Source organism: Sphingomonas sp. 1185, from assembly GCF_040544655.1.
Taxonomy (GTDB): Bacteria; Pseudomonadota; Alphaproteobacteria; order Sphingomonadales; family Sphingomonadaceae; genus Sphingomonas.
Map to the genome: position 1 here is coordinate 58736 of NZ_JBEPKL010000011.1, position 24253 is coordinate 82988.

Genomic DNA, 24253 nt, shown 5'->3' on the forward strand with positions numbered 1-24253 from the left:
GGTGTGCGTCGTCCACGGCCGCTTTGGCGGCCGGTGACGCGGGGCAACAGGCCCCCGGCCTGTCGCTATCTCCCACTTCACCCTTTGACGCACACCACCTGTTTCAACGTATGGACGATCTCAACCAGATCGGCCTGGGCGGCCATCACGGCTTCGATCGGCTTATAGGCCTTGGGCGTCTCGTCGATCACGCCTTCGTCCTTGCGGCATTCGACGCCGGCGGTGTCGGCGATATGCTCGTCGAGCGTCACCAGCTTCTTGGCCGCCGTCCGGCTCATCACCCGACCCGCGCCGTGGCTGCAGCTATCGAACGAGTCCGGGTTGCCGAGCCCACGGACGATGAACGACTTGGCGCCCATCGATCCGGGGATGATCCCCATCACGCCCTTCGCCGCCCGCACCGCGCCTTTGCGGGTCACCAGCACGTTCTCGCCGAAGTGGTTTTCGCGCGTGACGTAATTGTGGTGGCAGTTGACCGCCTCCAACTCCGCCTCGAACGGCTTGGCGATGACCTTGCGCAGGGCGGCGATGACGTTGGTCATCATCATCCGCCGGTTGAGCGCCGCATAATCCTGCGCCCAGCCGACCGCCTCGACATAATCGTCGAAATGGTCGGTCCCTTCCGGGAAGTACGCCAGATCCTCATCGGGCAGGTTGAGGTGCCATTTGCGCATGTCCTGCTTGGCCAGCTCGATGAAGAAGGTGCCGATCGCGTTGCCGACGCCGCGCGAGCCGGAGTGCAGCATCACCCACACCCGCGCTTCTTCATCGAGGCACAGCTCGATAAAGTGGTTGCCGGTGCCCAGCGTCCCCAGATGCACGAGGTTGTTCGTGTTCTTGAGCCGCGGGTGCTTCTCGCAGATCCGGTCGAAGCGCTGGACGAGCGTCGCCCAGGCCGAGACGATCGCGGGCGGCGGCGAGCCCCAACTCCCATTGTCGCGCTTGCCCCGGCCGACGCTGCGGCCATGCGGCACCGCCTGCTCGATCGCCGAGCGGACACCCTCCAGATGGTCGGGCAGATCGCTCGCCATCAGCGAGGTGCGCGCCGCCATCATGCCGCATCCGATATCGACCCCGACCGCCGCCGGAATGACCGCGCCTTTGGTTGGGATCACCGAACCCACCGTCGCACCTATGCCGACATGGACGTCGGGCATGGCCGCGACATGCTTGAAGATGAACGGCATCTGCGCCGCTCGCGCCAACTGCGCCCGCGCGCCGTCCTCGACGGGAACGCCCCGCGTCCAGGCCTTGATCGGCACGCCGCCGGGGACATCGGTGTATTCGTAAGCGGTGGCGGTCATCGTCTTACTCCTCGGACTTACCTGTGAGGCGGCCGGCCTATTCCGGCCGCCTCTGCCGCGTGTCGGACCGTTCGATACCATGCGATCCGACGAACATGGCTTTGCGAGGAGCGTGCCAAATGCCGCGCGACAGTCGAAAATCTTTCCTATCCACTTCCTAATTGGGGATTTTTCAGCACTTCGATCATGAGCGGGTTGATCCACTCCTCAAGTGGTTACGATCGACATGGATCGTAGTTTATCCTATAGTATCGCCATGAAGCCCACTGTCGCTATCGGTTTTCTCGGCTCGACGCTTGATGCCGCTAAGTTTGACGCCGGGCGGTGGAGCCGATGGCGGCCGACAGTCGGCCTCACCATGCACGAAGACCTACGGATCGACCGGCTCGTCCTGATCCACGGGACCCAGCATGCGCGCCTTGCCGCATTCGTGGCGCTCGACATCGCCTCCGTGTCGCCGGAAACGCGGGTCGAGATGCAGGTGATGGACTTCGCCGACCCATGGGATTTCGAGGAGGTCTATGGAAAGCTGCTCGATTTCGCGCGGGCCTATCCGTTCGATCCGGATGCGGAAGATTATCTCGTCCACATCACGACCGGCACGCACGTCGCGCAGATCTGCCTGTTCCTGCTGACCGAGGCACATTATCTGCCGGGTCGCCTGCTTCAGACACAGCCTGCCCGCGGGTCTGGCGGCGCGGCGGGGACGTGGAATATCATCGACCTCGACCTGTCGCGCTACGACAGCATCGCCACACGCTTCGCTGCCGACAGCGCCGAGAGCACCAGCTTCCTAAAATCGGGCATCGACACCCGCAACGCCGCCTTTAACGCGATGATAGACGAGATCGAGCAGGTCGCCGTCCGCAGCCGCGCACCCTTGCTGCTGATGGGTCCGACCGGCGCGGGCAAGAGCCAACTCGCCCGGCGCATCTACGAACTGAAGCGGATCAAGCGACAGGTGAAGGGGCCGCTGGTCGAGGTGAACTGCGCGACGCTGAAGGGTGACAGCGCGATGTCGGCCCTGTTCGGCCACCGCAAGGGCGCCTTCACCGGCGCCGCTGCGGACCGTGCCGGGCTGCTGCGCACGGCGGACACCGGCGTGCTGTTCCTCGACGAGATCGGCGAACTCGGCCTTGACGAACAGGCGATGATCCTGCGTGCGATCGAGGACAAACGGTTCCTGCCGGTGGGCGCCGACCGCGAAGTCGAAAGCGACTTCCAGCTGATTGCCGGTACCAATCGCGATCTTGCCGCCTGCGTGGCGGGGGGGACGTTCCGCGACGACCTGTATGCGCGACTCAATCTCTGGACCTTCGCGCTGCCCGGCCTTGCCGAGCGCCGCGAGGATATCGCACCCAACCTCGACTATGAACTCGACCGCCATGCCGAGCGCGAGGGCGACCGCATCACCTTCAACAAGGAAGCGCGCGACCGTTATCTCGGCTTCGCGACCAGTGCCGAGGCGCGCTGGCCGGGCAACTTCCGCGACCTCGCCGCCAGCGTCACCCGCATGGCGACCTTCAGTCCGTCGGGACGGATCAACGTCGACTGCGTCACCGCCGAGATCGCGCGACTCAAGCGCCTTTGGACGGGCGGGGCGGACGCGCCCGATGCACTCGCCGATCTGCTGTCACCCGAGCAGTTGGACGCGCTGGACCCGTTCGATCGGGTCCAGTTGGCCCATGTGGTGGAGACCTGTCGCGAGAGCCGCTCCTTGTCCGAAGCCGGCCGTACCCTGTTCGCCGCATCCCGCCGTCAGCGCACCTCGACCAACGACGCCGATCGCCTGCGCAAATATCTGGCGCGGTTCGATCTGAGCTGGACCGACGTGATGGGCGATCGCTGACCCTGTATGATACGGGGCGGCCGATGCCGCCCCGTGCCACTCAGGCCGCCGCCGTGATCCTGCTCCATCCCGTGCGGAAGGCGCTGATCTCGTCCGCCCAGAGTTGATGGGCCGTGTCCACGAGATCGGGATGCTCACCGGCCCATCCGCTCGGCAGGTGCTGTCGCGCCAACACGCAGAGGTGGACATGCTGCCGGGCGGTGCTGAGTCCGTCACCGGGCACGTGCAGCACTGCCATCGTCGACAGGCGACGACCGCCCGCCAGATGAACAGCCGCATAGGCCGACGCCATGTCGAGCAGGTCATGCGAAGGCATGTCATACTCGCCTTTGATGGTCAGGATCGCGGCGAGCAGCCGCTGATGCGGCCGGACGTTCGAATCATAATCCTCCAACAGCCGCCACAGCGGGGTATCGGGCGCCCCCTGCGCCAGGATCAGTCGATGGTCGCGGGCCGTGACGGGCAAGCCGCACGGTGTCCGCGGCGCATCGGCTTCCGGTTTGAACGGCGCCAGCTTGCTGCCGAACACCGCCATGACGTGGTTGACGCTCTGCCGGGATCGCGGGCGCAGCAGCGCATAGCCGACGGACTCACAGCCGGGTTCGCGCACGTCATAGATCATGTCCATGACCTCGGCCGGGCTGTGCCACGGTACCACGGCCGCATTCTTGGTCTTCATTGTCTTTGTCACTCCGGCGGCGTGGGCTGCACACGCGTCGCCTTCTTTTTCACCCTGACGGTACAGCCGCCAAGGCGCACTCCTGCTTCTCTCCTTGTTCTTCCGGCGCGCGCCTAGCGCCCGACCCCCCGCCCATGAGGAGGAAAACCGGGGGGAAAGTCTATATCGCTCGGCCCTTTGCTCAGGCGGGGCGGGTTCGCATGACGCGCTTTTTGGCGCTTGCTTTGGTCCACCACGGGCAGCGCCAAGTCTGGCCCGGTCGATACCGGTGGAAGCACCTTTGCTTGCGGCACGGGCTCGGGCACCGCCGTTTGTTTCGCGACGGGCATCGGTCGTTTGATCACGTTCGCCGATGGTGATGCCACCGCAACAGCATCGACCGGGCTTGCAGGCACATCGTCCTTCGCACCTTGGATTGGTCGCGCCGGCGGGAGGGGCGAAAGCGATGGACCAACGGCAGCAGCGGGCGGCGGAGCAAGGCGCTCAGCGAGAGTATTATCCGGTTGCGGGAGCGACGGCTGAAGCGCGCGCCACCGCTGCGCTAGGTCAGGGTCCGCCAGTGCATCGGCGAGGCCATATCTGACGGCCATGACGAAGGTCCGCTCGCGAAATTCGGGATCGCCCGCCACAATCACCCGGCCATCCGATTTTCGAACGGCAAGACGAAACGCAGCGAGCATGGCCGCCTCGTCCCGTGCGATCACGTCGATTGCCTCACCCCTGTCAAGGAAGGCTGTGGGACCATCGACTTTACGGGCGTAGCGGACGCCGTCCGAGCAGGGATAGGCATGAAATCCATCGATCGACGGCAGATCGGCCGGTCGCTTGCCGCCCCCTACTCCGAAGCTGGGGAACGCCCTTGTGCTATGGCGATGACGCCACGCTTCGGCAAAGGGCCCTTCCCCCTGCTCATAATACCAGCTTTCCAGATTTGGCGGGGGCCGTTTGGGCGCCTTTTGCTTGGCGAGGGCAGCCGCGCGTGCACGATCGGTGGTATGCTCTGACGATGCGGAGTCGCGCTTGGCTTTCTGCCACCTCTTCCACCGCTCGAGTTCGCCGCGATATTCATCAGCCCTGAAGGCCTTCGCTAACCGCTCCCCCTTCACGTCACGGGCCGCGATTTTCACAGCGGCCGCTCGCGGGACGAAATCTCCAAGGCGCTTTTCCATGGGCACGCGGGTGATCGACCGATCGACGTCCGACGCTCGTACCTTCTCGTTTCCAACCGACAGGATGACGCCGTTCGTCCCGATGGTATCATAGCTGATACCGGCCTCAGCGAGCGAGCGATGCAACTCGTCCCACGATCGCGCCGCCCCGATCAGGGGCACGGCTTCCTCTTGGGCGATGCGTTGCGCGGAACGATAGCCGGTCCGGTTCTCGAACGCCGCCGCTTTGATACCCAGCGGCTTGCGTCCCTCCTCCTGCCTTGCCGCGGCCCCCGGCGCCATGACCAACCTGCCGTCCACGACGGTGTAGCGCGCATCGGCTTCGGCCTGCCAGCCGAACCGATCGACGATCAAGGCAACCGCCTGATGCGCTGCCTCGAGCGTGAAGCCGTCGTTGATCTCGATCATCCGCCGGGCAAGCGGATCATAGCGGTTGAGCGCGATGTGGACATGGCGGTTGTCGGTGTCGCCATGGCAAGCATAGATGCACGGCTGGTCGCTGACGCCGAGATGCCCGAGGAACATGCCGACCGCTTCGTCGATCTCGGCGGGCGTCGGCAACTCGCCCTCACGCCAACTGAGCAGCCAGTGGTCGATCGGATTGGGGCTGCGGGTTGCCGCTTGCGCGACGGCGATCATCTCGGCGCGTTGCCCCTCGATGGTGGTGCTGACGAAGTTGCGACCACCGATATGGAACAGGCGCTCGCCTTTCGTGCTGCCGAGCTTCTCGCGCAGCATATAGGCGACCTGATAATCCTTCTCCTCGCTCTGCTTCTCGGGCTGCCGGAGATAGTCGACGAGGTTGCGGGCATGCCTCGCCCGCTCCGTGGTCGCATTGCGCCCGGCCGGGCGCGCCGGGATGCGTTTCACGATCATGGGGCATTGGCCCTTTCATCGCCATCCACCACATCGTCCAATTCGTCGACCAACCCCAGGATCGCGGTGCACACGTCGCCGAGCGTCGTGGCGATCACGAACTCGTTGACATCGTGCGTCTCGGCCAGCTGCTGGATGCGGCGACCAGCGACATGCAGCGCGGCAATCTTGCGCAGGGCGTCACGATTGCGAACGCCGCCACCGAACAGACGGGCGCGAACGTAGGTAGAAATCCCCACTTCGCCAGCCTCGCTGACCAGACGCTGCCGCTCCTCGGCGGTCACCCGGAAGACGATGCGGTTGCCGGAATCCTTCCTCGGCGGACGCTTGCCGCGTGCCTTCCGAGGAGCTCGGCCCGCGTCATTCTGGCTCACGCCGTTTCTCCTGCGACAAGCCTTCGGCGCGGAGCAGGCCCCGCTGCGCGGCCGGTGGTGTCATACACCACCCATCCTGCTACCTTATTTCCTCCCTCTTCAGCGCGCAGGCGAGAGCCGGAGCGCGTGCTCCTTCTCACCTGGGTGCGCACCCTCGTTCTTCTGTTCTGCCCAGCCCGCCGGGCTGGCTCGGGGCGCGTCATGCGCGGTCCCCCTTCGCGCGCGTCGGGCGCGCCTGCCGCAGTTTCTGCGGCAGGAGGCAGATGGTCCGCTGCTCGGACAGATGGCCGGTCACGATCGGGATCTTCGCTACCGTGGCCTTGAGCTTCTCGAGCGAGGCGCGCCCCGGATAGCGGGTCATGCCCTCGCCACCGGTCCCTTTGTGGCCGAGCAAATCGTTGCGGAACTCGATGAAGACCTCCTGGTCCTTCAGCTCGTCCGACACGGTATGGCGGGCGGAGTGCATCGCCTGACCGCGCTTCCGGTCGGGCACGCTCGGCGCGATATAGATCCACCACAGCTTGTAGAAGACGTCGCCCAGCTTCCGCTTGGTATCGCCGCCGGGCACGAATTCCGGGAACAGCAGTTGCTCGCCGGCCGCGCGCATCGCCTCGACATAGCGCAGGAAGCCGAGCCGGATCAGTTCGTCGGCAATGACGATCACGCGCCGGGCGGACTTGTTCTTGATCCGCCCGGTGATGGTGGGGCGGATCAGCAGATAGTCGATGCCATGCCGCTCCTCGACATCGTCGAGCATGAGCTTGGCCAATTCCTCGCGCCGCGCGCCGGTGTACCAGACCAGCAGCAGCAGATAGAACAGGCCATCGTGGATGACCTTGGGGCCGGGCTTTAGTCGCTCCTCGACGCCGACGCAGCCGGTCCATGGCGGCAGGCGGAAGATCGCCTCGCCCTGCTCACGTGTATAGCGCAGCCGCGCCTCGCGTTCGTCCTTGTCGATCGGGGCCGTGAACTCACCGAAGTCGATCGGTTCGGCGATGGGCACCGCCTTGCGCATGAAGCTGTGGATCTGGCCCAATTTGTTGAAATGCTTGTTGGCGGTGCCGGTGGACAAGCCGATCTGATCCATGGGCACGTCGCCATTCTCGACCCGATCGGCGAACACGGCTGCGGCCTGTTCCAGGCTCTGCCCGAGGTCGTGGTCGCCAGCCGCCTTGCCGAAGTTGACGGAGAGCTGATCGAACCATTTGTCGAGCTCGACGATGTCCGCCTTGGTGACCCGCCACATCGGCGTGCCGGGCGGCAACGACTTCTGCAACAGCACGGCAGCCCAGCGGATCTGGCGCAACGTCTGTTCGCCGACGCTGTCCTTCTCACGCTTGCCGCCCTTGCGATGCTCCAGCAGGCGGGGCGTCGTGGCGATCATCCGCTCCGCTGCCTCGACCGGGGTGCAATGCAGCCAGTCGTCCGGCACCGCTGGCGCGGCACCGACCGGCGCCGGATGAACGCCAGCGACCGGAATGGGGAACGGTGCCGGTGTAGGCGTGGCCGTACTGCCAGGCGCCACCGCCCTGGGCGTGGCCGCACCTCGCAGCTGTGCCTCTGCGGCGGCATAGACATCGCGGTACGCCGGGTAGAGGGCGAGTTCCAGCATCCAGCGCAGCCTGTCATCGATCGCGAAACCGGCGGCGGCAAGATGGCGATCGATCTCGTCCTGCCGGATCGGGTCGATCCCTTGCTCCTCCCGCATGGCGATGATCCTGCGCAGGTCGGCGATCCGCTGCGCGCTCCAGCCCTCCGCCTGCAACTTTCTCTCTTCGGCCGGCAGGAAGGACATGCGACCGCCCTGGTTCTTCAGTCGCTCGAAATAATCGACGAACGCCAGATTGGCGGCCGAGTGGGTCTCAAAATCGTACGGCGTCGATCGCTGCAGGGTGCACACCTCCGCCAGCCGCTCCTCGTACATCGCCTTGGCGATCGCCTGGAGCTCCTGCTCGGTGATATCGGTCTTCTGCCTGGCCCGCCTGTCGAGCATCTCCAGCACCCTCGGCGTCACCGCCGTGAGCGCCGCCCCCATGTTGCGCGCTGCCTTCCGGTCGGTGGTGCGCAGCGACAGCCGGACATCTAGGGTGCCATTATCCAATAAACGGTGAATTCGGCGCCACCAGAAAATATGCCCGCGCCGGTAAACGTGTTGAAGACAGTCCAAAACCGCGGCCTTCCCGGCCAGCGCATTGGCACAATCCGATGCACAATTGTGCAGGTGCCAGTCGCCGACCCTGATAGTCAGCCAGCTTCTTCAAACACTTAGCAGCCAATTGGCTGGGATTTCAGGCAGATGGCTGGGGCGGCAGGATTCGAACCTGCGTATGACGGTACCAAAAACCGGTGCCTTACCGCTTGGCCACGCCCCAACGCGTGCAGAAACCTATATGGTTTATAGGGTTACTCACGCCTACTAAATGCGTGGCCCGATCGCAACCCACACGCGGGCACAAATCGGGCACAATTCGCAACCCCCTTCCCTCCGCTCACCCCACGGTCCACGTGAGAATTCTGCGGACGTCTCGAGCGGCGGCCCTGATCCGATCAGCCCGTGATTTGTCGAACCGGAGAAGCGCCTTCATGGTCTTAGTGCGTATGGGTCCAAGCCACCCGACTGCCCGATGGCCCAGGACGATCTCTGCCTTGCGGTCCCTAGAGGCTGTTATGGACTTGAGAGGTTTGCTGATTCATCCGAGGTGGGATGAGCATTTGCCGCAAGCCGTATCCATCTGACGTGAGCGACGAGGAATGGTTGCTGGTTGCACCGTACCTGTTGCTGCAACGCGAGGATGCCGGGCAGCGGGAGCATGACCTGCGGGAGGTGTTCAACGGCCTTCGCTACATTGTTAAGACGGGCGCGCCATGGCGGTGGATGCCGAACGATCTGCCGCCCTGGGCGGCTGTGTACCAGCAGACACAGCGCTGGCTGGCGGCGGGCTGCTTCGAGGCGCTGGTGGACGACTTGCGCGCGGTGCTGCGGCTGTCAGCGGGGCACAAGGCCGAGCCGACCGCTGCGATCATCGACAGCCGGACGCTGCGTTCCACGCCCGAAAGTGGCGAGCGGGCCGGCTATGACGGGGCCAAGCGCAAGAAGGGCTCGAAGATCCACATGGCCGTCGATACGCTGGGCCATCTGCTGGCCCTCCATGTCACGCCAGCCAGCGCCGAGGATCGCGGCGAGGTGGAGCGGCTCGCCCGCACCGTACAGGCGGTCACCGGCGACACGGTCGAACTGGCCTGGGTGGACCAGGCTATACCGGCGGGCGGGCCGCCGATGCAGCAGACAAGCATGGCATCGCGCTCGAAGTCGTCAAACTGCCGCAGGCCAAGCGCGGCTTTGTTCTCCTGCCGCGCCGCTGGGTCGTCGAGCGGTCATTCGCCTGGGCAACCCGCTTCCGCCGTCTCGTCAAGGACTATGAACGCTATGCTCAAACACTCGCCGGACTTCACGTCGTCGCTTTCGCCTGCATCATGATGAAGCAGGCTGCCGCGATCGCCGCAGGTTCATAACAGCCTCTAGCATGGGAACTTCTACTGCCACTTACTCCCGAGCCTGATCCCAATGATTTCGACGAAATCGGGTCCTGCAGCCTTCTCTTTTCGTCGTGCCCACTGGGGGGTTTCGGGAACTAGCAATCGGGAACAGATTTCGAGAAAGCGGGCACCATCAATGGCTTTCTCTTCCCTCGCTGATCAGTTCGTCGCGGTCTGATGCCCGATCGGAACCCCAATGGGCACGGCCCGGCCGTCTCGTTGGCCGTTCGTCGTCGTCTAATCGCGCTGGTTGCAAGACAAATCTGAGGTATCGTTGCCGGAAGCATGGTCGTCTTCGCGGTCGGCATGGGCCGCCGCATGATGGGGCTTCGCGGGTGACCCTTCCTATGTTTGCGGCGCACTCGGTCGCGCTGGGCGTCTGGTGCAACGAACGTCGCGGAATGGATCAGCCTACGTCCCGGCAGGACCTCTCGTTGGCGCCTTGCGACGCTGGCGAGCAGGGGATCAGATGGTGGCAGGCGTGCTCCGGAACGGTTCGCCGGTGGTCAGCATGGTCTGCATGATGACGGCGAGCCTGCGGGCGACGGCGACCGCGGCGCGCTTGAAGGCGAGCCGCTCGCGCAGCTTCAGGCCCCAGCTACGCAGATCGGACCCTGCCCGGCTGCGGGTCAGCAACGATGTCGCGGCCTCATAGAGCAGCCCGCGCAGGGGACTGTCACCCCGACGGGCGATGTGCCCGACATAGTCGACCTCACCGGACTGGTAGCGGCGGGTCGTCAAGCCGAGCCACGCTCCTACCGATCGCGAGCGCCTGAAGTTGCCAGGCTCCTCGATCGCCGCGAGAAAGGACGTGGCGGTCACGACGCCAACGCCCGGAATGGACATGAGGAGTTGGCAGGCATCGCTGCGTCGGGCGTCCGCCAACAGCGTGCGGCTCAACTCCGCTGCGCGCAGGCGAACGGCCCGCCAGGCTTCCATCAGCGGGCGGATGATCCGGCCCAGGTCCGCATTGTCGATCAGCAGCGCCTCGACCTGGCGCTCGAACTTGCCGCCAGTGACCAGCGGCACGACGAGGCCGAACGTCTTCATCAGGCCGCGGATCTGGTTCGACAGCTCCGTCCCGATCCGCACCAGCCGGGTCCGCGCCGCCACCAATGTGCGCGTCAGCATGCTGTCGAAGCTCTTGACCCGCACCACCTTGTAGAAGCCGACCTCCGCAAGGTGAGCCAGGCCATCGGCGTCGTTGGCGTCGGTCTTGTTCGCCGCCATGTCGAGCGCCGCCTTGGCATGGCGCGCGTCGATGCAGATCACCGGCACTCCCCCCGCGCTGAGCGCATGGAAGAACCAGACGGACAGGGGTCCGGTTTCGAACACCACTCGTTTGGCTGCGGGCGCACGCTCGCGGATCAGCGCCGCAATCGCCTGCGGATCCGACGGGCACTTGCCGCGCCAGACCCGCTTGCCGCCGCGCCGAATGGATACCACCGTGTCTTTCAGCGAAACGTCGAGCCCGATATACTCGTCCATGGCTGTTCTCCATCAGATGCCTGGGCCCGGCTTCCTGTCGTGAGCCCGTTCTTCCATCGTATCGGGGAACAGCCACCAGCATCTATCTCGTTACAGACCGGAGTGCCGCTCCCGCGATTACCCCATGTTTTCGGGGAGGTGGTTGGCCGAGGATGCCCCACTGAACACCTCACCTCTTGGGTCCGGAGCCAGCATCGCCGCGTCTGTTGCGGTGGCCTCACGCGCGCACTGGCGTGCCTGATGCACTCGTCACGTTCAACACGTTATGAGAGGTCGGCAGCGCAGCGAAAGCCGATATGGGATGTTGGCACCGTCCCGATCTGACGGGCGGCAGGCCGATATCGTCGGCACCAGTTCGGGGCACATAAGTGCGATCCGCCCTTGATCACTCCGCCTTCCGCTTCAATCTGGCGCTCCGTTCCGCAGCAGCTCGGTTTAGCGTCGAAGGGAGGTGCCTTGGTGGCAGTCCATTCCCACACGTTCCCGATCATGTCGAACAGGCCGAAACCATTGGGCTCGTGGGACGCCACCGGCGTGGTAAACGGCAGTTCACGACCTTGTGTCCGGCTCGAAGGGAAGTCGCCTTCCCATATGGAGGCGGGAATGCGATCATCGATGGTCAGCGTGTCACCCCAGGCATAATCGCAGCCTTGAAGACCTCCACGGGCTGCTGCCTCCCACTCGACTTCCGTGGCCAGCCTTTTGCCGGCCCATGCGGCATAGGCCTGTGCATCACTATGCCCGACATGCACGACGGGATGTTGCTCGATGGAATTCCAGCGGCTCGCATGTCCGTGGGGCGTCTGCCATGAAAGGCCATCGATGAACCGCCATGATGCCGCCCCAGCATCATGAAAGGCGAACAGCAGTGAGCCCGGACCTCCATCCTCGCCCCGTTCGGCCTCGGTGACATGGCCGGTCACTTCCACAAAACGCGCGAACATCGCGTTCGTGACCGGGGTCGCGTCGATGCGAAAAGTGCTAACCGAAGCGGGCCGCGCGGGACGCTCCTCGGGGTAGAAACGGTCGGACCCCATCTCAAACGTGTGACCGGGAATGACGCGCATATCCTCCGTCACGCGGTCAAAGGCCCGACGGCGCGACGCGATTGGCGTTGCGGATGGTGGCCTGAATATCCATCGTCGGCGTCGAGGGCTTGTAGGTTCGATCCAGGACCAGTTCGAGATAGCGCCCGGCATAGTTGAGATACTGGTCGTCGCTGTGCGCGGCGCGGCCGATCGCCGCACGGGCGGGCCGCGCCTTGTCACCAATGAAGGTCAGCGCGTTCAACGCCTGCAGGCGAACCCGTGGATGGGGATGATGGTCGAGGAGATCGGTCAGTACCGCCACCGCGGCCGATCCGTCGGTGAGGTTGGCGACCGCCTCGGCAGCAACCACCCGCACATGCGGCGAGGGATCGTCACGCATCGCTGACTCCAGCCGCGACAGATAATCCCGCGCGGCGTCACCCAAAATCAGGAAGCCGGTCGCAGCCCAATAGCGCAGGACATCGTCGTCGTCGCCGAGTTGTTCGCTCAAATAGGCAAGGTTGGCGGTGTCACCGCGCGCCGCAGTCGCCGCAAGGGCCATCGCACGGCGGAGCGGATAGGCCCCCCGACGGCGGCTTTCGTCATACCCTTCGACGGGCGAACCCTCGGGGATGAAACCATTGTCGTTGACCGCCACCATATGCGCATCGAGCGCCCGGCGCATCTCGGCGATGCGCTGGGCATGGACGGGCATGTCGATGAGGTTGTGGACCTGATCCCTGTCGGTGTTCAGATCAAAGAATTGCTCGAACGGCTTTTTGCCCCAGAACGCCTCCTGAACCGGATCGAGGGTTCCGGCGAGATGCGCCGCCTCCCAATCCTGATATCCCTTGGCCAGCCATTCGAACGCACCGTGCTGCGCCCAGGGGCGATGCGGGGAATAGTTGCGGATATAGCGGAACCGCCCGTCGGTAACGGTTCGCACCATGTCGTAGCGCTCATCCATGCGATTGCGCATCCCGAAGGCATAGCGTTTCGGCAACGCCATATGTGAGCCCAGAAAGGCGGTGCCCTGCATATGCGGGGGTGCCTTGATGCCGGCGATCGACAGCACGGTGGGAGCCAGATCGATGAAGCTGACGGGTGCGCTGATCTGCGTGTTCGGAGCGGCGGGCGCGAGCCTCCGCCAGCGCGGCGGCACGCGCACGATCATCGCGCAACGATGGCCTTCGTCATAGCAATAGCGCTTGCTGCGAGGCAGCACGCCGCCATTGTCCGAATAGTAAAAGACGATCGTATTGTCCGCGAGGCCCGAGGCGTCGAGTTCCGCGAGCTTTTGCGCGATTTCGCCGTCCATCTTTTCCATTAAATTGTAATATGTTGCGAAATCTTGCCGTATCCCTGGGGTGTCCGGCAGGTAGGCCGGCAACCGTATGGCAGCAGGCTCTACACGCCCCTCCACCGGTTTGAATATGCGCGATTCATGCGTCGTTTCGTGATTGAAGACGGCAAAGAAGGGCGCGCCATCCGGTCGATTTCGCCAATGGGCGGATTTGCTCGACTCGTCCCAGATCACTGCGGGATCAAGGTCGGAATTATAGTCGGTCTTGGCGTTGTTGGTACAGTAATATCCGATCTCGCGCAGATATTGTGGCAGGCCGCGTAGCAGGTTCGGTAATTTCGCCACCGCTCGCATGTTATGGGCTGGCCCTGCGCTTTCCGGATGAACGCCGGTGATGATCGCAAAGCGGGTCGGCGCGCAGACGGGCGCGTTGGTATAGACGTTGCGGTAGAGCAGACCTTCCTTCGCCAATGCGTCCAGCGTCGGCGTATGGGCGAGTGTATCGCCGTAGGCGCCGATGAACGGGTTATTGTCCTCGCTGACAAGCCACAGGATGTTGGGGCGTTCGGATGGGGTGGCAGCGGCGAGCGCATCGGTGGCGAGCCCAGTTGCGGTCAGCGCAGGACCGGCGGCCAGAACGTCGCGGCGGGATATCGTCGACATCGATCCGTTCCTCAATAAGCGATCGAGAAGGTCGCACCGACATAGCGGTCGGCGTCCTTCGGCAGGAAACCGGTCAAGTTGCCGGGATTGGCGGCATTGGTCAGTTGGCCGGCGCGACCGACGCTGGTCAGGAAATGACGGTCGCCGATATTGCGTACGAACAGGGTCGCGGAATAGCGCCCCGCGACCTGCCGTACGCCGATGCTGGCGTCGAAGGTGGCATAACCGCCCTGCGCCAGTTCAGGATCTTGCTCGAGGGAGAAGTTGACCCGTGTTTGCCCATTGGCCGACACCTGCCCGAACAGGGCGAGGTCCGAGTTGGGCAGATCGGTTTCATAGCGCGTCGTCAGCGTGCCGCGCCAGGACGGCGCGTTCGGGATGCGTCCGCCACGCACGTTCAGCAGCGGCGTTCGACCGGCTGCCGTCCGGTAGCACTGATTGACCGGGAAGCCGGATTGAACCGGTGCCGCTCCTTGCTGAGGGAGGGGACAACTTACCCCATCGACGTCGAGATCCGTCGCCAGATAGGTAGCCCCGCCACTGATCGTCAGCCCGCGTGCCGGGCGTGCGATCCACTCCACCTCAACGCCTTTCGTAATCGCGCTCCCGGCGTTGGTGGGGATGGTAGAGACAATGCCGGTAACAGGATCGGTATAGGCCGCCTGCACCTGCAGATTGGCATAATCGGCATAGAATGCCGCAGTGTTCAGAGAGAGGGTGCGGTCGAACAGATCGAGCTTCACACCCGCCTCCCACGCCTTCACCGTTTCGGGCAAGACGGGGCGCTGGCTCGCGAAATTGGCGTTCACCTCGATGTCGTAGGCGGCCCCCTTATAGCCGCGTGTCCATGTGACATAGGCCTGCGCATCACGACTGGCGCGATATTGCAGGCCCAGCTTGCCCGACAGATCGGTATCGCGGGTCGAACCGCTGCCACGCGACGCCCCCATGAGAGGCGCATCGCCCGTCACCAGCGGCAGGCCGGGACGGTTCCCCTCATAGCCGACCCTCTCGCGCTGTAGCCGAGCCCCGGCGATCGCCGAAAGGCGGTCGACCAGCTTCAACTCGGCCTGGCCGAATGCGGCATATTGCTGCGTCGTCGACTTGGCGTTGTGGAAGGTCGAGACATAGGTCGGTGCCGCGCAGGGCTGACCGAAAACAGCCGGGCCGTTCACGCCGCCCGCCACGCAATTGCCGAGGCGACGGCGGAATCCACGCGTGACGTCCAAATCAAGAAAGTAGAGCCCGGCCACATAAGTGATCGCGCCGGTTTGCGGCGATGTCAGCCGCAATTCCTGACTGAACTGCTTCACGCCCGCCGGCCCCCCGTTCAGGATGCCGCGACCGTTGCCGAACGGCACGAAGATCGGCGACGGCGTGTTCAGGCCATCGACGTCGACATTGTTGTCAAAGTTGAAATCCTGCCATGCCGTCAGCGATGTCAGCGTGTGCCGTCCAAGATCGAGATTCGCTTCCAGCGATCCCAGCAACTGGCGGGTGTTGTTGAACGACGGCACGTCGATGCTGACCTGCCTGTTGTGGCGGCTGGCGACCACCGGCGACAACAATTGCGCCAGAAGCGGCGTTGTCACCTTGATATATTGCGGCTGGCAACAATTCGCATCGGTATGGCGATAGTCGATTGTGCCGAGCAGGTTGAGCCCTGGAGCTGCAGCCCAGTCGAGCTTGCCGCGCAATCCCCAACTCTTGAAGCCGTTCTGGTCGCGGCCGCTGGCCACATTGGTGATGTGCCCACCGACGTCATTGCGAAAGCCGCTAAGCCGAAAGCCGAGCGTGTCGCTCAAGGGTCCGGAGACGGTTCCCTTGATCCGGTACTCGCCAAGTTCGGCGATGGTTGCCTCTGCGCGAGCCGTGAACGTCCGGGTCGGGCGCGCGGTGACGACGCTGATGACGCCCGCCGTGGCGTTTTTGCCGAACAGCGTTCCTTGCGGCCCCCGCAGCACCTCCACCCGCTCCAGATCGGCGAGATCGACAAAACCTTGCGCCTGTCGAGCGAGGACGACGCCATCGATGACCGTCGACACGGAGGATTCGGACCCCTGATTGAACAGCGTCGTACCGATGCCGCGCACGCGGAAGGTCGAGTTGGAGACGTTGTTGCCTTGCGTGTAGGTGAGCGAGGAGACGGCCTGGACCAATCCATTCGTATCGTTGATCTGCCGCTGCGACAGCGTGTCGGCGGACAGCGCGGTGACGGCCAGCGGCACATCCTGCAGGCGTTCGCTTCGCTTCTGCGCGGTGACGACAATGTCGCCTTCATCGACCGGCGAGCTTGATGGGGCATCCAAGGCCTGCCCGCTTGCCGGAATGCTCATCCAAACCGGCGCGAAAATGAGCAGCGCACCAACCATTAACTCGCGATGGACGATCGACACGAAACCCCCTTATTCCCATTGGTTTGGTGGAGGTTGCCGCCGGAAGAGAATGGGCCAAACGAAGAAATTCTATCGCTTGGGCAACGGGGTGATTCCTGCCCCACTCAGGCAATTGGCTGAGGGGGTAGGCGCCCCGCTGAGCGAGGTCGCTAAATCGCGGAATGTTAAGGCACCATCACGACCACCCCCTGATGCCAGGAGAACACGTCGCGCCGGTCGTTCAGTTTCTGCGATCAAGAACCAGGCTTGGCGCGCCTCCAAGAGTATGGTTGCGCTACCGGCTATACGGGTGAGCATGAACGGCACGCCATTCTCGAAATTTGACCCCAATGGGAAAGCCCTGGGCATCTCGCTGACCGTTCGATTTCGGGAAGTAGCCGCTTGCGCGGATGCCAGTCCCAATTAACCTGTGTCATCGCAGCTCGACTGATTCCACCAGCGGGTCGCACCCTCAAAATTGGAGACAGTAATTTGCCGCGCTTTCGGTTTGTCGTGCCGTCGCTCCTTGCACTTGGTTTGGCCGGAGCAGCTTGCGGTCAGGCGACCAAAAGCGACGCGCCGCCAGATAAGAGGATTGAAGTTCCGAAGGTCGAGAAGAAGGGGGTTTGGCAACCTACAGCCGGCGGAAAGCAAATTCCTTTGTGGTCGCCGGATATCCCCCTGCTGAAACCGGACACGGGCGACGAAGCTGAAGGAACGGGAAATGGATCGCCACTCGTAGGCGGTAGGAAATGGCATTGGGCAAGCTATGTCACCCGACCGACGATGACGATCTACAAGCCCAAAGGACGAAACACTGGCGCGACAATGCTGGTGCTGCCGGGTGGAGGATTCTATGCGGTAGCAACGGATTTGGAAGGCACGGAAATCTGCGATTGGGTCGTTACGAAGGGCATGACATGCGTCATGCTGAAATATCGAACACCGCAAGTTTGGCCTAAGGTAAATGGGCGTCAGAAACGACCGGACGTACTGCTAGGCTTGGAAGACGCGCAACGCGCTATGGGCCTGCTGCGTAGTCAAGCCACGTCGTATGGGATCGATCCGCATAAGATTGGCGTCATCGGCTTTTCGGCCGGCGCGTACCTCGTAACAAACATGAGCAACGACTACGAAAGAACATATCCTGTCCGGGATGCAGCGGATCGGGTGTCACCACGTCCCGATTTTGCGATCGTTGCCTATACGGCCCGTGTATTGGACACCAGCAAGGGCAAGAACGAACTGGAGCTTGCCCCCTGGGTAAAGATCAATCGTGAGGCACCCCCGACGCTCATCATCCACGCGATGAACGACCCGACCGACAACATTCGGCAACCGATGGCCTACGCGCTGGCGCTCAACGATGCCGGTGTTCCTGTTGACATGCGCCTCTACGCGAAGGGAGGGCATGCGTTCGGAATGCGACCAACTGCTCACCCGATCACAAAGGAATGGCCGGGGCAGGTCGAGCAATGGTTGCGTAACATCGGCGTGCTGTAACCACATGGTAATTTAGAGGGGCGCGCTCCAAGATGGGATCGCGCCCCATTCCCGAAACATGGGGTAATCGCGGGAGCGATCTGCCCCGTGTCTCCGCTTCCAACAGGACGGCAGACAGGTGGTTGTTCCCCGATAGGATGGACAGACGGGCTCACGACTGGCGCCGGGCCCAGGCATCGCACGGAGAACAACCATGGGCGAGTATATCGGTCTGGACGTGTCGTTGAAAGATACGGCCGTCTCCATACGGCATTTGGGCAAGCGGATTTGGCGCGGCAAATGTGCTTCGGATCCGCAGACGCTGGCCGAGTTGATCCGCAAGCGCGCGCCGGATGCGGAACGGGTCGTGTTCGAAACCGGCCCGCTGTCGGTGTGGTTCTATCATGAGCTGACCGCGCTGGGCTTGCCGGCGATCTGCATCGATGCGCGTCATGCAAAGGCGGCGCTCGACATGGCGGCCAACAAGACCGACGCGAACGACGCCGACGGTCTGGCGCATCTCGCCGAGATCGGCTTCTATCGGGAGGTCCGCGTCAAAGGCTATGACAGCATGCTAATGCGCACGTTGGTGGCGGGGCGCAGCAAGCTGGTCCGCGTGGCGACCAGTCTTTCCAACCAGATCCGCGGCCTGATGAAGACCTTCGGGCTGGTCGTGCCCAGCGGTCAGGGCGGCGTGTTCGAGAAGAACGTCCGCCGGCTGCTGGAGGGCGAGGAGGCGCTGGCCCGCATCATCCTTCCGATACTGGAGGCTTGGCGGGCCATGCGCGTCCGTGCCGCCGAACTCGGGCGCCAGCTCACCGCGGCTGCTAGGCAAAGCCAGGCATGCCAGTTGCTGATGTCGATCCCCGGCGTCGGCGCCGTCACGGCGACGACCTTCACCACCGCCATCGAAGACCCGGCGAACTTCGCGAAGTCACGATCGGTCGGCGCGTGGGTCGGCCTGACGACCAGGCGATACCAGTCCGGTGATGTCGACTATGACGGGCATATCTCCAGGCGCGGCGATGCGAACCTGCGCTCACTGCTCTACGAGGCCGCGACGACGATCCTGACCCGCGTTCACGCCGATAGCGACTTGCGAACATGGGGGCTGAAGCTTCGCGAGAGGCTCGGCTTCAAGAGGGCCGCCATTGCCGTTGCGCGCAAACTGGCCGTCATCATGCATGCCATGCTGCGATCCGGCGAGTTGTTCTATCGGACCGCTGCCGCCTGACCTTTTCACAAGCTTGGACGCGCTGCCGCAGCGCCCCGAGGCGTCCCTGCCGGGACGTGAGCCGGATCATTCCGAGGATCGAGTTGCACCACCCAGCCAAGAGCAAGGCGCGTGCGTCCAAAACATTGGAAGATCCGCTTCGCAGACACCCATCATGCGGCGACATGTCTCGACCGCGAAGACGACCGTGCCCCGGCATACGACGTATCCTCCCAGAAAAAGGACTTGCCCTATGACATGCGATTAGACGACTCGATCCCAGTGGGAATGACGCGGCCGTCTCGCGCGCCCTTCCCTATCGGGAAGGTCCGTCGGTTATGCTGCCTGCTCGACAATCTCATAAAGACAATACTGCTCGCATGACCTTCGTTGTTCACATCGCGGTAGCGACCAGCGGACGATTTAATAACCCGGCCTGATACGTCAGGTCGGGTCCGTCCGAGTGAACCAATGCCTACAGGCATTGTCCGTTTGAAGCGGTGTCTGCCTTGCCAAACGGAATGGTGACAGGCTCCGCGCTTCTCGAAGAAGGGCGATAGCTGTGACGCTATCTGCAATCATTCAAAGCTACATCGATGCGTACAATCGGAAGGACCCAGCCGCGCTGGTGGCATGGGTCGGCGACGATGTTGTGTTCGAGAACGTATCAAATTTGGGGCAAAGTATGACGATCGAAGGTCGGGCAGCCTTCGCCGAACTTGCGGAACAAGCTGCCACGATATTCACGGTCCGCCATCAGACCATCACCAACGCAGTTGTTGATGGTGATCGTGTCGCAATGGAGGTGGATTGGACCGGCACCCCGGCTGTTGATCTTGGGTCTATGAAGGCCGGTGAACCGATCGCCATGCGAGGCGCATCATTCATGACGATTAGGGAAGACTTGCTGACGCGGATCGTGGATTTGAGCTGATTTCTGCGACAATCGACGGTGTGGGAGGGGCCTTTGGCCCTTCCCATTTCTTGATCCCAATGGGAAAGCGGCAGCCGTCTCGTTGGCCGTTCGTCGTCTAATCGCGCTGGTTGCAAGACAAATCTGAGGTATCGTTGCCGGAAGCATGGTCGTCTTCGCGGTCGGCATGGGCCGCCGCATGATGGGGCTTCGCGGATGACCCTTCCTATGTTTTCGACGCACTGGACCGCCGACAGGCGACTGGTGCAACGAACGGCACGGAATGGGTCAGCCTACGTCCCGGCAGGACGCCTCGTAAGCGCCTTGCAGCGCCAGCGAGCTCTTGGTCAGGCGGGAGCGGTCGTGCTGCGGAACGGTTCGCCCGTGGTCAGCATGGTGTGCATGATGACGGCGAGCTTGCGGGCGACGGCCACTGCGGCGCGCTTGAAGCCGAGTCGCTCCCGCAGCGTCAGACCCCAGCTACGCAGATCGGACTCTGTCCGGCTGCGGGTCAGCAACGATGTCGCGGCCTCATAGAGCAGCCCGCGCAGGTGACTGTCACCCCGACGGGAGATGTGCCCGTCATAGTCGACCTCACCGGACTGGTAGCGGCGGGTCGTCAAGCCGAGCCACGCTCCTACCGATCGCGAGCGCCTGAAGTTGCCAGGCTCCTCGATCGCCGCGAGAAAGGACGTGGCGGTCACGACGCCAACGCCCGGAATAGACATGAGGAGTTGGCAGGCATCGCTGCGTCGGGCGTCCGCCAACAGCGTGCGGCTCAACTCCGCTGCGCGCAGGCGAACGGCGCGCCAGGCTTCCATCAGCGGGCGGATGATCCGGCCCAGGTCCGCATTGTCGATCAGCAACGCCTCGACCTGGCGCTCGAACTTGCCGCCAGTGACCAGCGGCACGACGAGGCCGAACGTCTTCATCAGGCCGCGGATCTGGTTCGACAGCTCCGTCCCGATCCGCACCAGCCGGGTCCGCGCCGCCACCAATGTGCGCGTCAGCATGCTGTCGAAGCTCTTGACCCGCACCACCTTGTAGAAGCCGACCTCCGCAAGGTGAGCCAAGCCATCGGCGTCGTTGGCGTCGGTCTTGTTCGCCGCCATGTCGAGCGCCGCCTTGGCATGGCGCGCGTCGATGCAGATCACCGGCACTCCCTCCGCGCTGAGCGCATGGAAGAACCAGACGGACAGGGGTCCGGTTTCGAACACCACTCGTTTGGCTGCGGGCGCACGCTCGCGGATCAGCGCCGCAATCGCCTGCGGGTCCGACGGGCACTTGCCGCGCCAGACCCGCTTGCCGCCGCGCCGAATGGATACCACCGTGTCTTTCAGCGAAACGTCGAGCCCGATATACTCGTCCATGGCTGTTCTCCATCAGATGCCTGGGCCCGGCTTCCTGTCGTGAGCCCGTTCTTCCATCTTATCGGGGAACAGCCACCAGCATCTATCTCGTTACAGACCGGAGTGCCGCTCCCGCGATTACCCCATGTTTTTGGGGAACCTTCTTTCCATCAGCGCAAATTGCGGTGTTGATAAGCGACATAGCAAGCCGCTGACGCCGCATCTCCAATGCGGACCAACGCTTTCCGAAGCTCAATAGGAGAAGAAGGGCCTTTGTAACTGGCTAAGTGATAGCCAAAGCTGCTCAAAAATGTCGGCGAAAAGACGATATAATTGGACGAATCACTACATATAGCCTTGCGTTTTTTGTCGGGCAGGTTGTTAAAGTCGTTTATCCAGTCAAATAGTTTTTCTGATATTCCCGATTTCTCCAGAAAAACACTTTGCCGATGCGCTGTTGCATTCAGGCCTAATTGGGCGTGGCGAGCGAGTTGGAGTGGATTGGGTACACCCATTTGTTTAAAGGCGGATAATATTTGTGAGAATGAGACGGACTCGGCACCTCCGTGGAAGCCAAGTACTGCGTCGCGATTAACAATCTTCCGATATCCAGACGCAAGGACGTAATTAGCGCAACTCGATATGCAGTAGTCATAGTCAATCACTGATGATTTACGATGTATTATTGCTTCGGCTATATCCAGCCCGACGTTGGCATCACCTCCTTGTGATCTGATGACAATGACCGGACTATTGCGGTCGGGAATAGATTTGATGGCTTTAATTAGAGATGATCCTCCATTCTTTTCTATTTCACCGTCGTAACATATCCCTGAACGACCAATTCGGATCACATGCCCCGAGCTTTTGGTGTGTCGCTGCAAGGCTCCCATTTTACTAGAACATGCGGAAGTAACATTCGCTTCCAACGTGGTCAGATCGCTTATAACTGCCAAAAAGGCGAGCGTTAACGGCATGCTTCCCCCTATTGGTAGGCCATATACCCTGTGATCGGAGAGGGTACGGTACCACCATTGGTGGCGAAACCCATTCCCGATCCACCATCCTTGTGGGAAGCCTCCGGCCGTCTCGCGGGCCGTTCGTTTGTGGAAAGCCTGGCGCGGTTCAGTGAAATGAGGACGCGGCGTCATACTCGCCGGAGAGGGGTGGAATGAGAGTCAGGCGCTGAGGAATTCTGCGCCGCTGCCGCACCTATGCCAGCGCGACGACGCTCACTCACCGTTTAGGATAGGTCAAAGAGTTTTATTGCTCTGCCGCTGCATTCGAGGCCGACCTATTTATTGCAACAAGGCGTCTAATTCATGGCGTTTGTATACACGCGCTCGATGGTTAATTCGTGCCCTTCGCCGGAAGCGCTGCGCGAGATTGTCACAAAGCGCAATCCATCCCCGCAGATTTAATTCGGGCATTCAACTTTATAAGTTTTCCGATTTCAAGAGTGCGAGACATAGCAATGCAATCTTTCATTCGTTCATCTATCCTCTCCCTCTCCCTCTCCCTCTCCCTTGCTGTCTCACTGCTAACGCCAGCGATGGCGCAGGAGCCATCGGTGCCCTCCTTGCCCGTGAACCAGCGAGTACCGGTGAAGGTTGTCGTCGTTGCAAATTTTGAGCCGGGGAAGGACACAGGTGACGTTCCCGGCGAATTCCAATTATGGGCCGAACGCGAACATCTGAATGAAGTCATCCCGTTGCCGGGTGCGACGCACCCCCTGCGACGAAATGCGCAGGGACTTTACGGCATGGTCTGGGGCGGTACCGGCACCCTATTCAGCGACAATGGCCAGCAGTTGATCGGTCTGTTGATGGACCCCCGTTTCGACTTCACCAGGACATATTGGCTGTTCACGGGTATTTCGGGTGTCGATCCTGCCGTTGCGTCCGTGGGTAGCGCGGCATGGGCGCGCTGGGTGGTACAGGGTGATACGCTGCGCGAGTTCGACGATCGCGAAGTGCCGGAATCTTGGCCCTATGGGCTTTTCGCGATTGGTGCGGACAGGCCCGATATGCTGCCGACCAATGGCAACAGTTTTGGCGGAAGCGACGACACATCTGGGCTGGGCATGGCGATCGAGTTGAACCAGGGCCTTGCGCGCTGGGCATTTGAACGGACACGTTCAATCCAAATCCCCGATTCTCCCGCGCTTCGCGAGGCGCGCGCCGCATGGAAAGGATATCCCAACGCCCAGCGCCCGCCGTTTGTCCTAATGGGTGAAACGCTGGGGTCTCGCCGTTACTGGCATGGTCCGGGGCGCACCAAGTGGGCACGCGACTGGGTCAAGTTGTGGACGCAAAACAAGGGTGTTTTTGCCATGACCAATATGGAAAGCCAGACATTGGCTGGCGCCATTGAACTTGGCGGAAAACTCAAGCTGGTGGATCCGGCACGCGTCATGGTCCTGCGCACGGGCAGCAATCCGTCAATGCCGCCGCCCGGAACGTCGGCAATCGCCAGTGTCGGTGATGAAGGCCCAGGACAAATGGCGGCTTACGAAGCCAATTACCGCGTTGGCGTTCCTGTCGTCCACGAACTGCTCGCCCACTGGGACATCTATGCCAAAAATATACCGAGCGTCGATCCAAGCTCAAATGATCCGCAAAACTCCTCTCGGTAAGGCATGCCTAGATGTT

16 protein-coding genes, 1 tRNA gene and 1 pseudogene are annotated in these 24253 nt (G+C 62.6%); 6 read left to right on the forward strand and 12 right to left on the reverse strand.

Annotation, left to right across the window (positions count from 1 at the left end):
- Positions 1–77: 77 nt before the first annotated feature.
- Positions 78–1304, reverse strand: a complete 1227-nt coding sequence (locus tag ABIC44_RS09735) for an RtcB family protein (RefSeq protein ID WP_058717031.1) — start codon at positions 1302–1304, stop codon at positions 78–80.
- 256 nt (positions 1305–1560) lie between these two features.
- Here ABIC44_RS09735 and rtcR point away from each other — a divergent pair, with 256 nt between their 5' ends.
- Complete coding sequence (gene rtcR / locus ABIC44_RS09740; RefSeq protein WP_058717032.1) at positions 1561–3153, forward strand: RNA repair transcriptional activator RtcR; 1593 nt, start codon at positions 1561–1563, stop codon at positions 3151–3153.
- Positions 3154–3193: 40 nt separating this feature from the next.
- Here rtcR and ABIC44_RS09745 read toward each other — a convergent pair whose 3' ends face one another.
- From ABIC44_RS09745 to ABIC44_RS09765, 5 genes are all read right to left on the reverse strand, one after another.
- Positions 3194–3832, reverse strand: a complete 639-nt coding sequence (locus ABIC44_RS09745) for a hypothetical protein (protein WP_058717033.1) — start codon at positions 3830–3832, stop codon at positions 3194–3196.
- A 113-nt stretch (positions 3833–3945) separates the two neighbouring features.
- Positions 3946–5877, reverse strand: coding sequence for a relaxase/mobilization nuclease domain-containing protein (locus tag ABIC44_RS09750; protein ID WP_354295136.1), 1932 nt, complete (start codon positions 5875–5877; stop codon positions 3946–3948).
- Entirely contained in the window at positions 5874–6251 is a 378-nt protein-coding gene (locus tag ABIC44_RS09755) for a plasmid mobilization protein (RefSeq protein ID WP_294210122.1), read from the reverse strand. The genes ABIC44_RS09750 and ABIC44_RS09755 overlap by 4 nt, the downstream gene beginning before the upstream one ends.
- A gap of 199 nt (positions 6252–6450) precedes the next feature.
- Complete coding sequence (locus tag ABIC44_RS09760; RefSeq protein WP_354295138.1) at positions 6451–8286, reverse strand: site-specific integrase; 1836 nt, start codon at positions 8284–8286, stop codon at positions 6451–6453.
- Positions 8287–8548: 262 nt separating this feature from the next.
- Positions 8549–8623, reverse strand: a tRNA-Gln gene (locus tag ABIC44_RS09765).
- 332 nt (positions 8624–8955) lie between these two features.
- Between ABIC44_RS09765 and ABIC44_RS09770 the strand changes: the two are divergent.
- Positions 8956–9764, forward strand: a pseudogene (locus tag ABIC44_RS09770) (IS5 family transposase).
- A gap of 489 nt (positions 9765–10253) precedes the next feature.
- Here ABIC44_RS09770 and ABIC44_RS09775 read toward each other — a convergent pair.
- The 4 genes from ABIC44_RS09775 to ABIC44_RS09790 all read right to left on the reverse strand — a co-directional run bounded on the left by ABIC44_RS09775 (position 10254) and on the right by ABIC44_RS09790 (position 16666).
- A complete protein-coding gene (locus tag ABIC44_RS09775; RefSeq protein WP_354295140.1) occupies positions 10254–11276 on the reverse strand; it encodes an IS110 family RNA-guided transposase in 1023 nt (340 codons plus the stop codon).
- A 263-nt stretch (positions 11277–11539) separates the two neighbouring features.
- Positions 11540–12343, reverse strand: coding sequence for a formylglycine-generating enzyme family protein (locus tag ABIC44_RS09780; RefSeq protein ID WP_354295142.1), 804 nt, complete (start codon positions 12341–12343; stop codon positions 11540–11542).
- A gap of 16 nt (positions 12344–12359) precedes the next feature.
- A complete protein-coding gene (locus ABIC44_RS09785; protein ID WP_354295143.1) occupies positions 12360–14285 on the reverse strand; it encodes a sulfatase-like hydrolase/transferase in 1926 nt (641 codons plus the stop codon).
- Positions 14282–16666, reverse strand: a complete 2385-nt coding sequence (locus ABIC44_RS09790; RefSeq protein ID WP_354295144.1) for a TonB-dependent receptor — start codon at positions 16664–16666, stop codon at positions 14282–14284. Before ABIC44_RS09790 ends, ABIC44_RS09785 begins: the two co-directional genes overlap by 4 nt.
- Positions 16667–17137: 471 nt before the next feature.
- Here ABIC44_RS09790 and ABIC44_RS09795 point away from each other — a divergent pair, with 471 nt between their 5' ends.
- From ABIC44_RS09795 to ABIC44_RS09805, 3 genes are all read left to right on the forward strand, one after another.
- Positions 17138–18148: an alpha/beta hydrolase gene (locus ABIC44_RS09795; protein WP_354295145.1), complete on the forward strand. Its 1011-nt coding sequence runs from the start codon at positions 17138–17140 to the stop codon at positions 18146–18148.
- Positions 18149–18341: 193 nt separating this feature from the next.
- The gene (locus ABIC44_RS09800) at positions 18342–19361 is read left to right on the forward strand and encodes an IS110 family RNA-guided transposase (RefSeq protein ID WP_354295146.1); all 1020 of its coding nucleotides are present in this window, start codon (positions 18342–18344) and stop codon (positions 19359–19361) included.
- A gap of 541 nt (positions 19362–19902) precedes the next feature.
- Positions 19903–20274 (forward strand): nuclear transport factor 2 family protein, encoded by a 372-nt coding sequence (locus tag ABIC44_RS09805; protein WP_354295147.1) that lies wholly within the window; start codon positions 19903–19905, stop codon positions 20272–20274.
- Between the two features lie 326 nt (positions 20275–20600).
- Here the strand turns inward: ABIC44_RS09805 and ABIC44_RS09810 are convergent, their stop codons facing one another.
- Positions 20601–21623, reverse strand: coding sequence for an IS110 family RNA-guided transposase (locus tag ABIC44_RS09810; RefSeq protein ID WP_354295148.1), 1023 nt, complete (start codon positions 21621–21623; stop codon positions 20601–20603).
- 149 nt (positions 21624–21772) lie between these two features.
- Positions 21773–22579: a hypothetical protein gene (locus ABIC44_RS09815; protein WP_354295150.1), complete on the reverse strand. Its 807-nt coding sequence runs from the start codon at positions 22577–22579 to the stop codon at positions 21773–21775.
- Between the two features lie 626 nt (positions 22580–23205).
- Between ABIC44_RS09815 and ABIC44_RS09820 the strand changes: the two genes are divergently transcribed.
- Positions 23206–24237, forward strand: a complete 1032-nt coding sequence (locus tag ABIC44_RS09820; protein WP_354295152.1) for a purine nucleoside permease — start codon at positions 23206–23208, stop codon at positions 24235–24237.
- Positions 24238–24253: the final 16 nt, after the last annotated feature.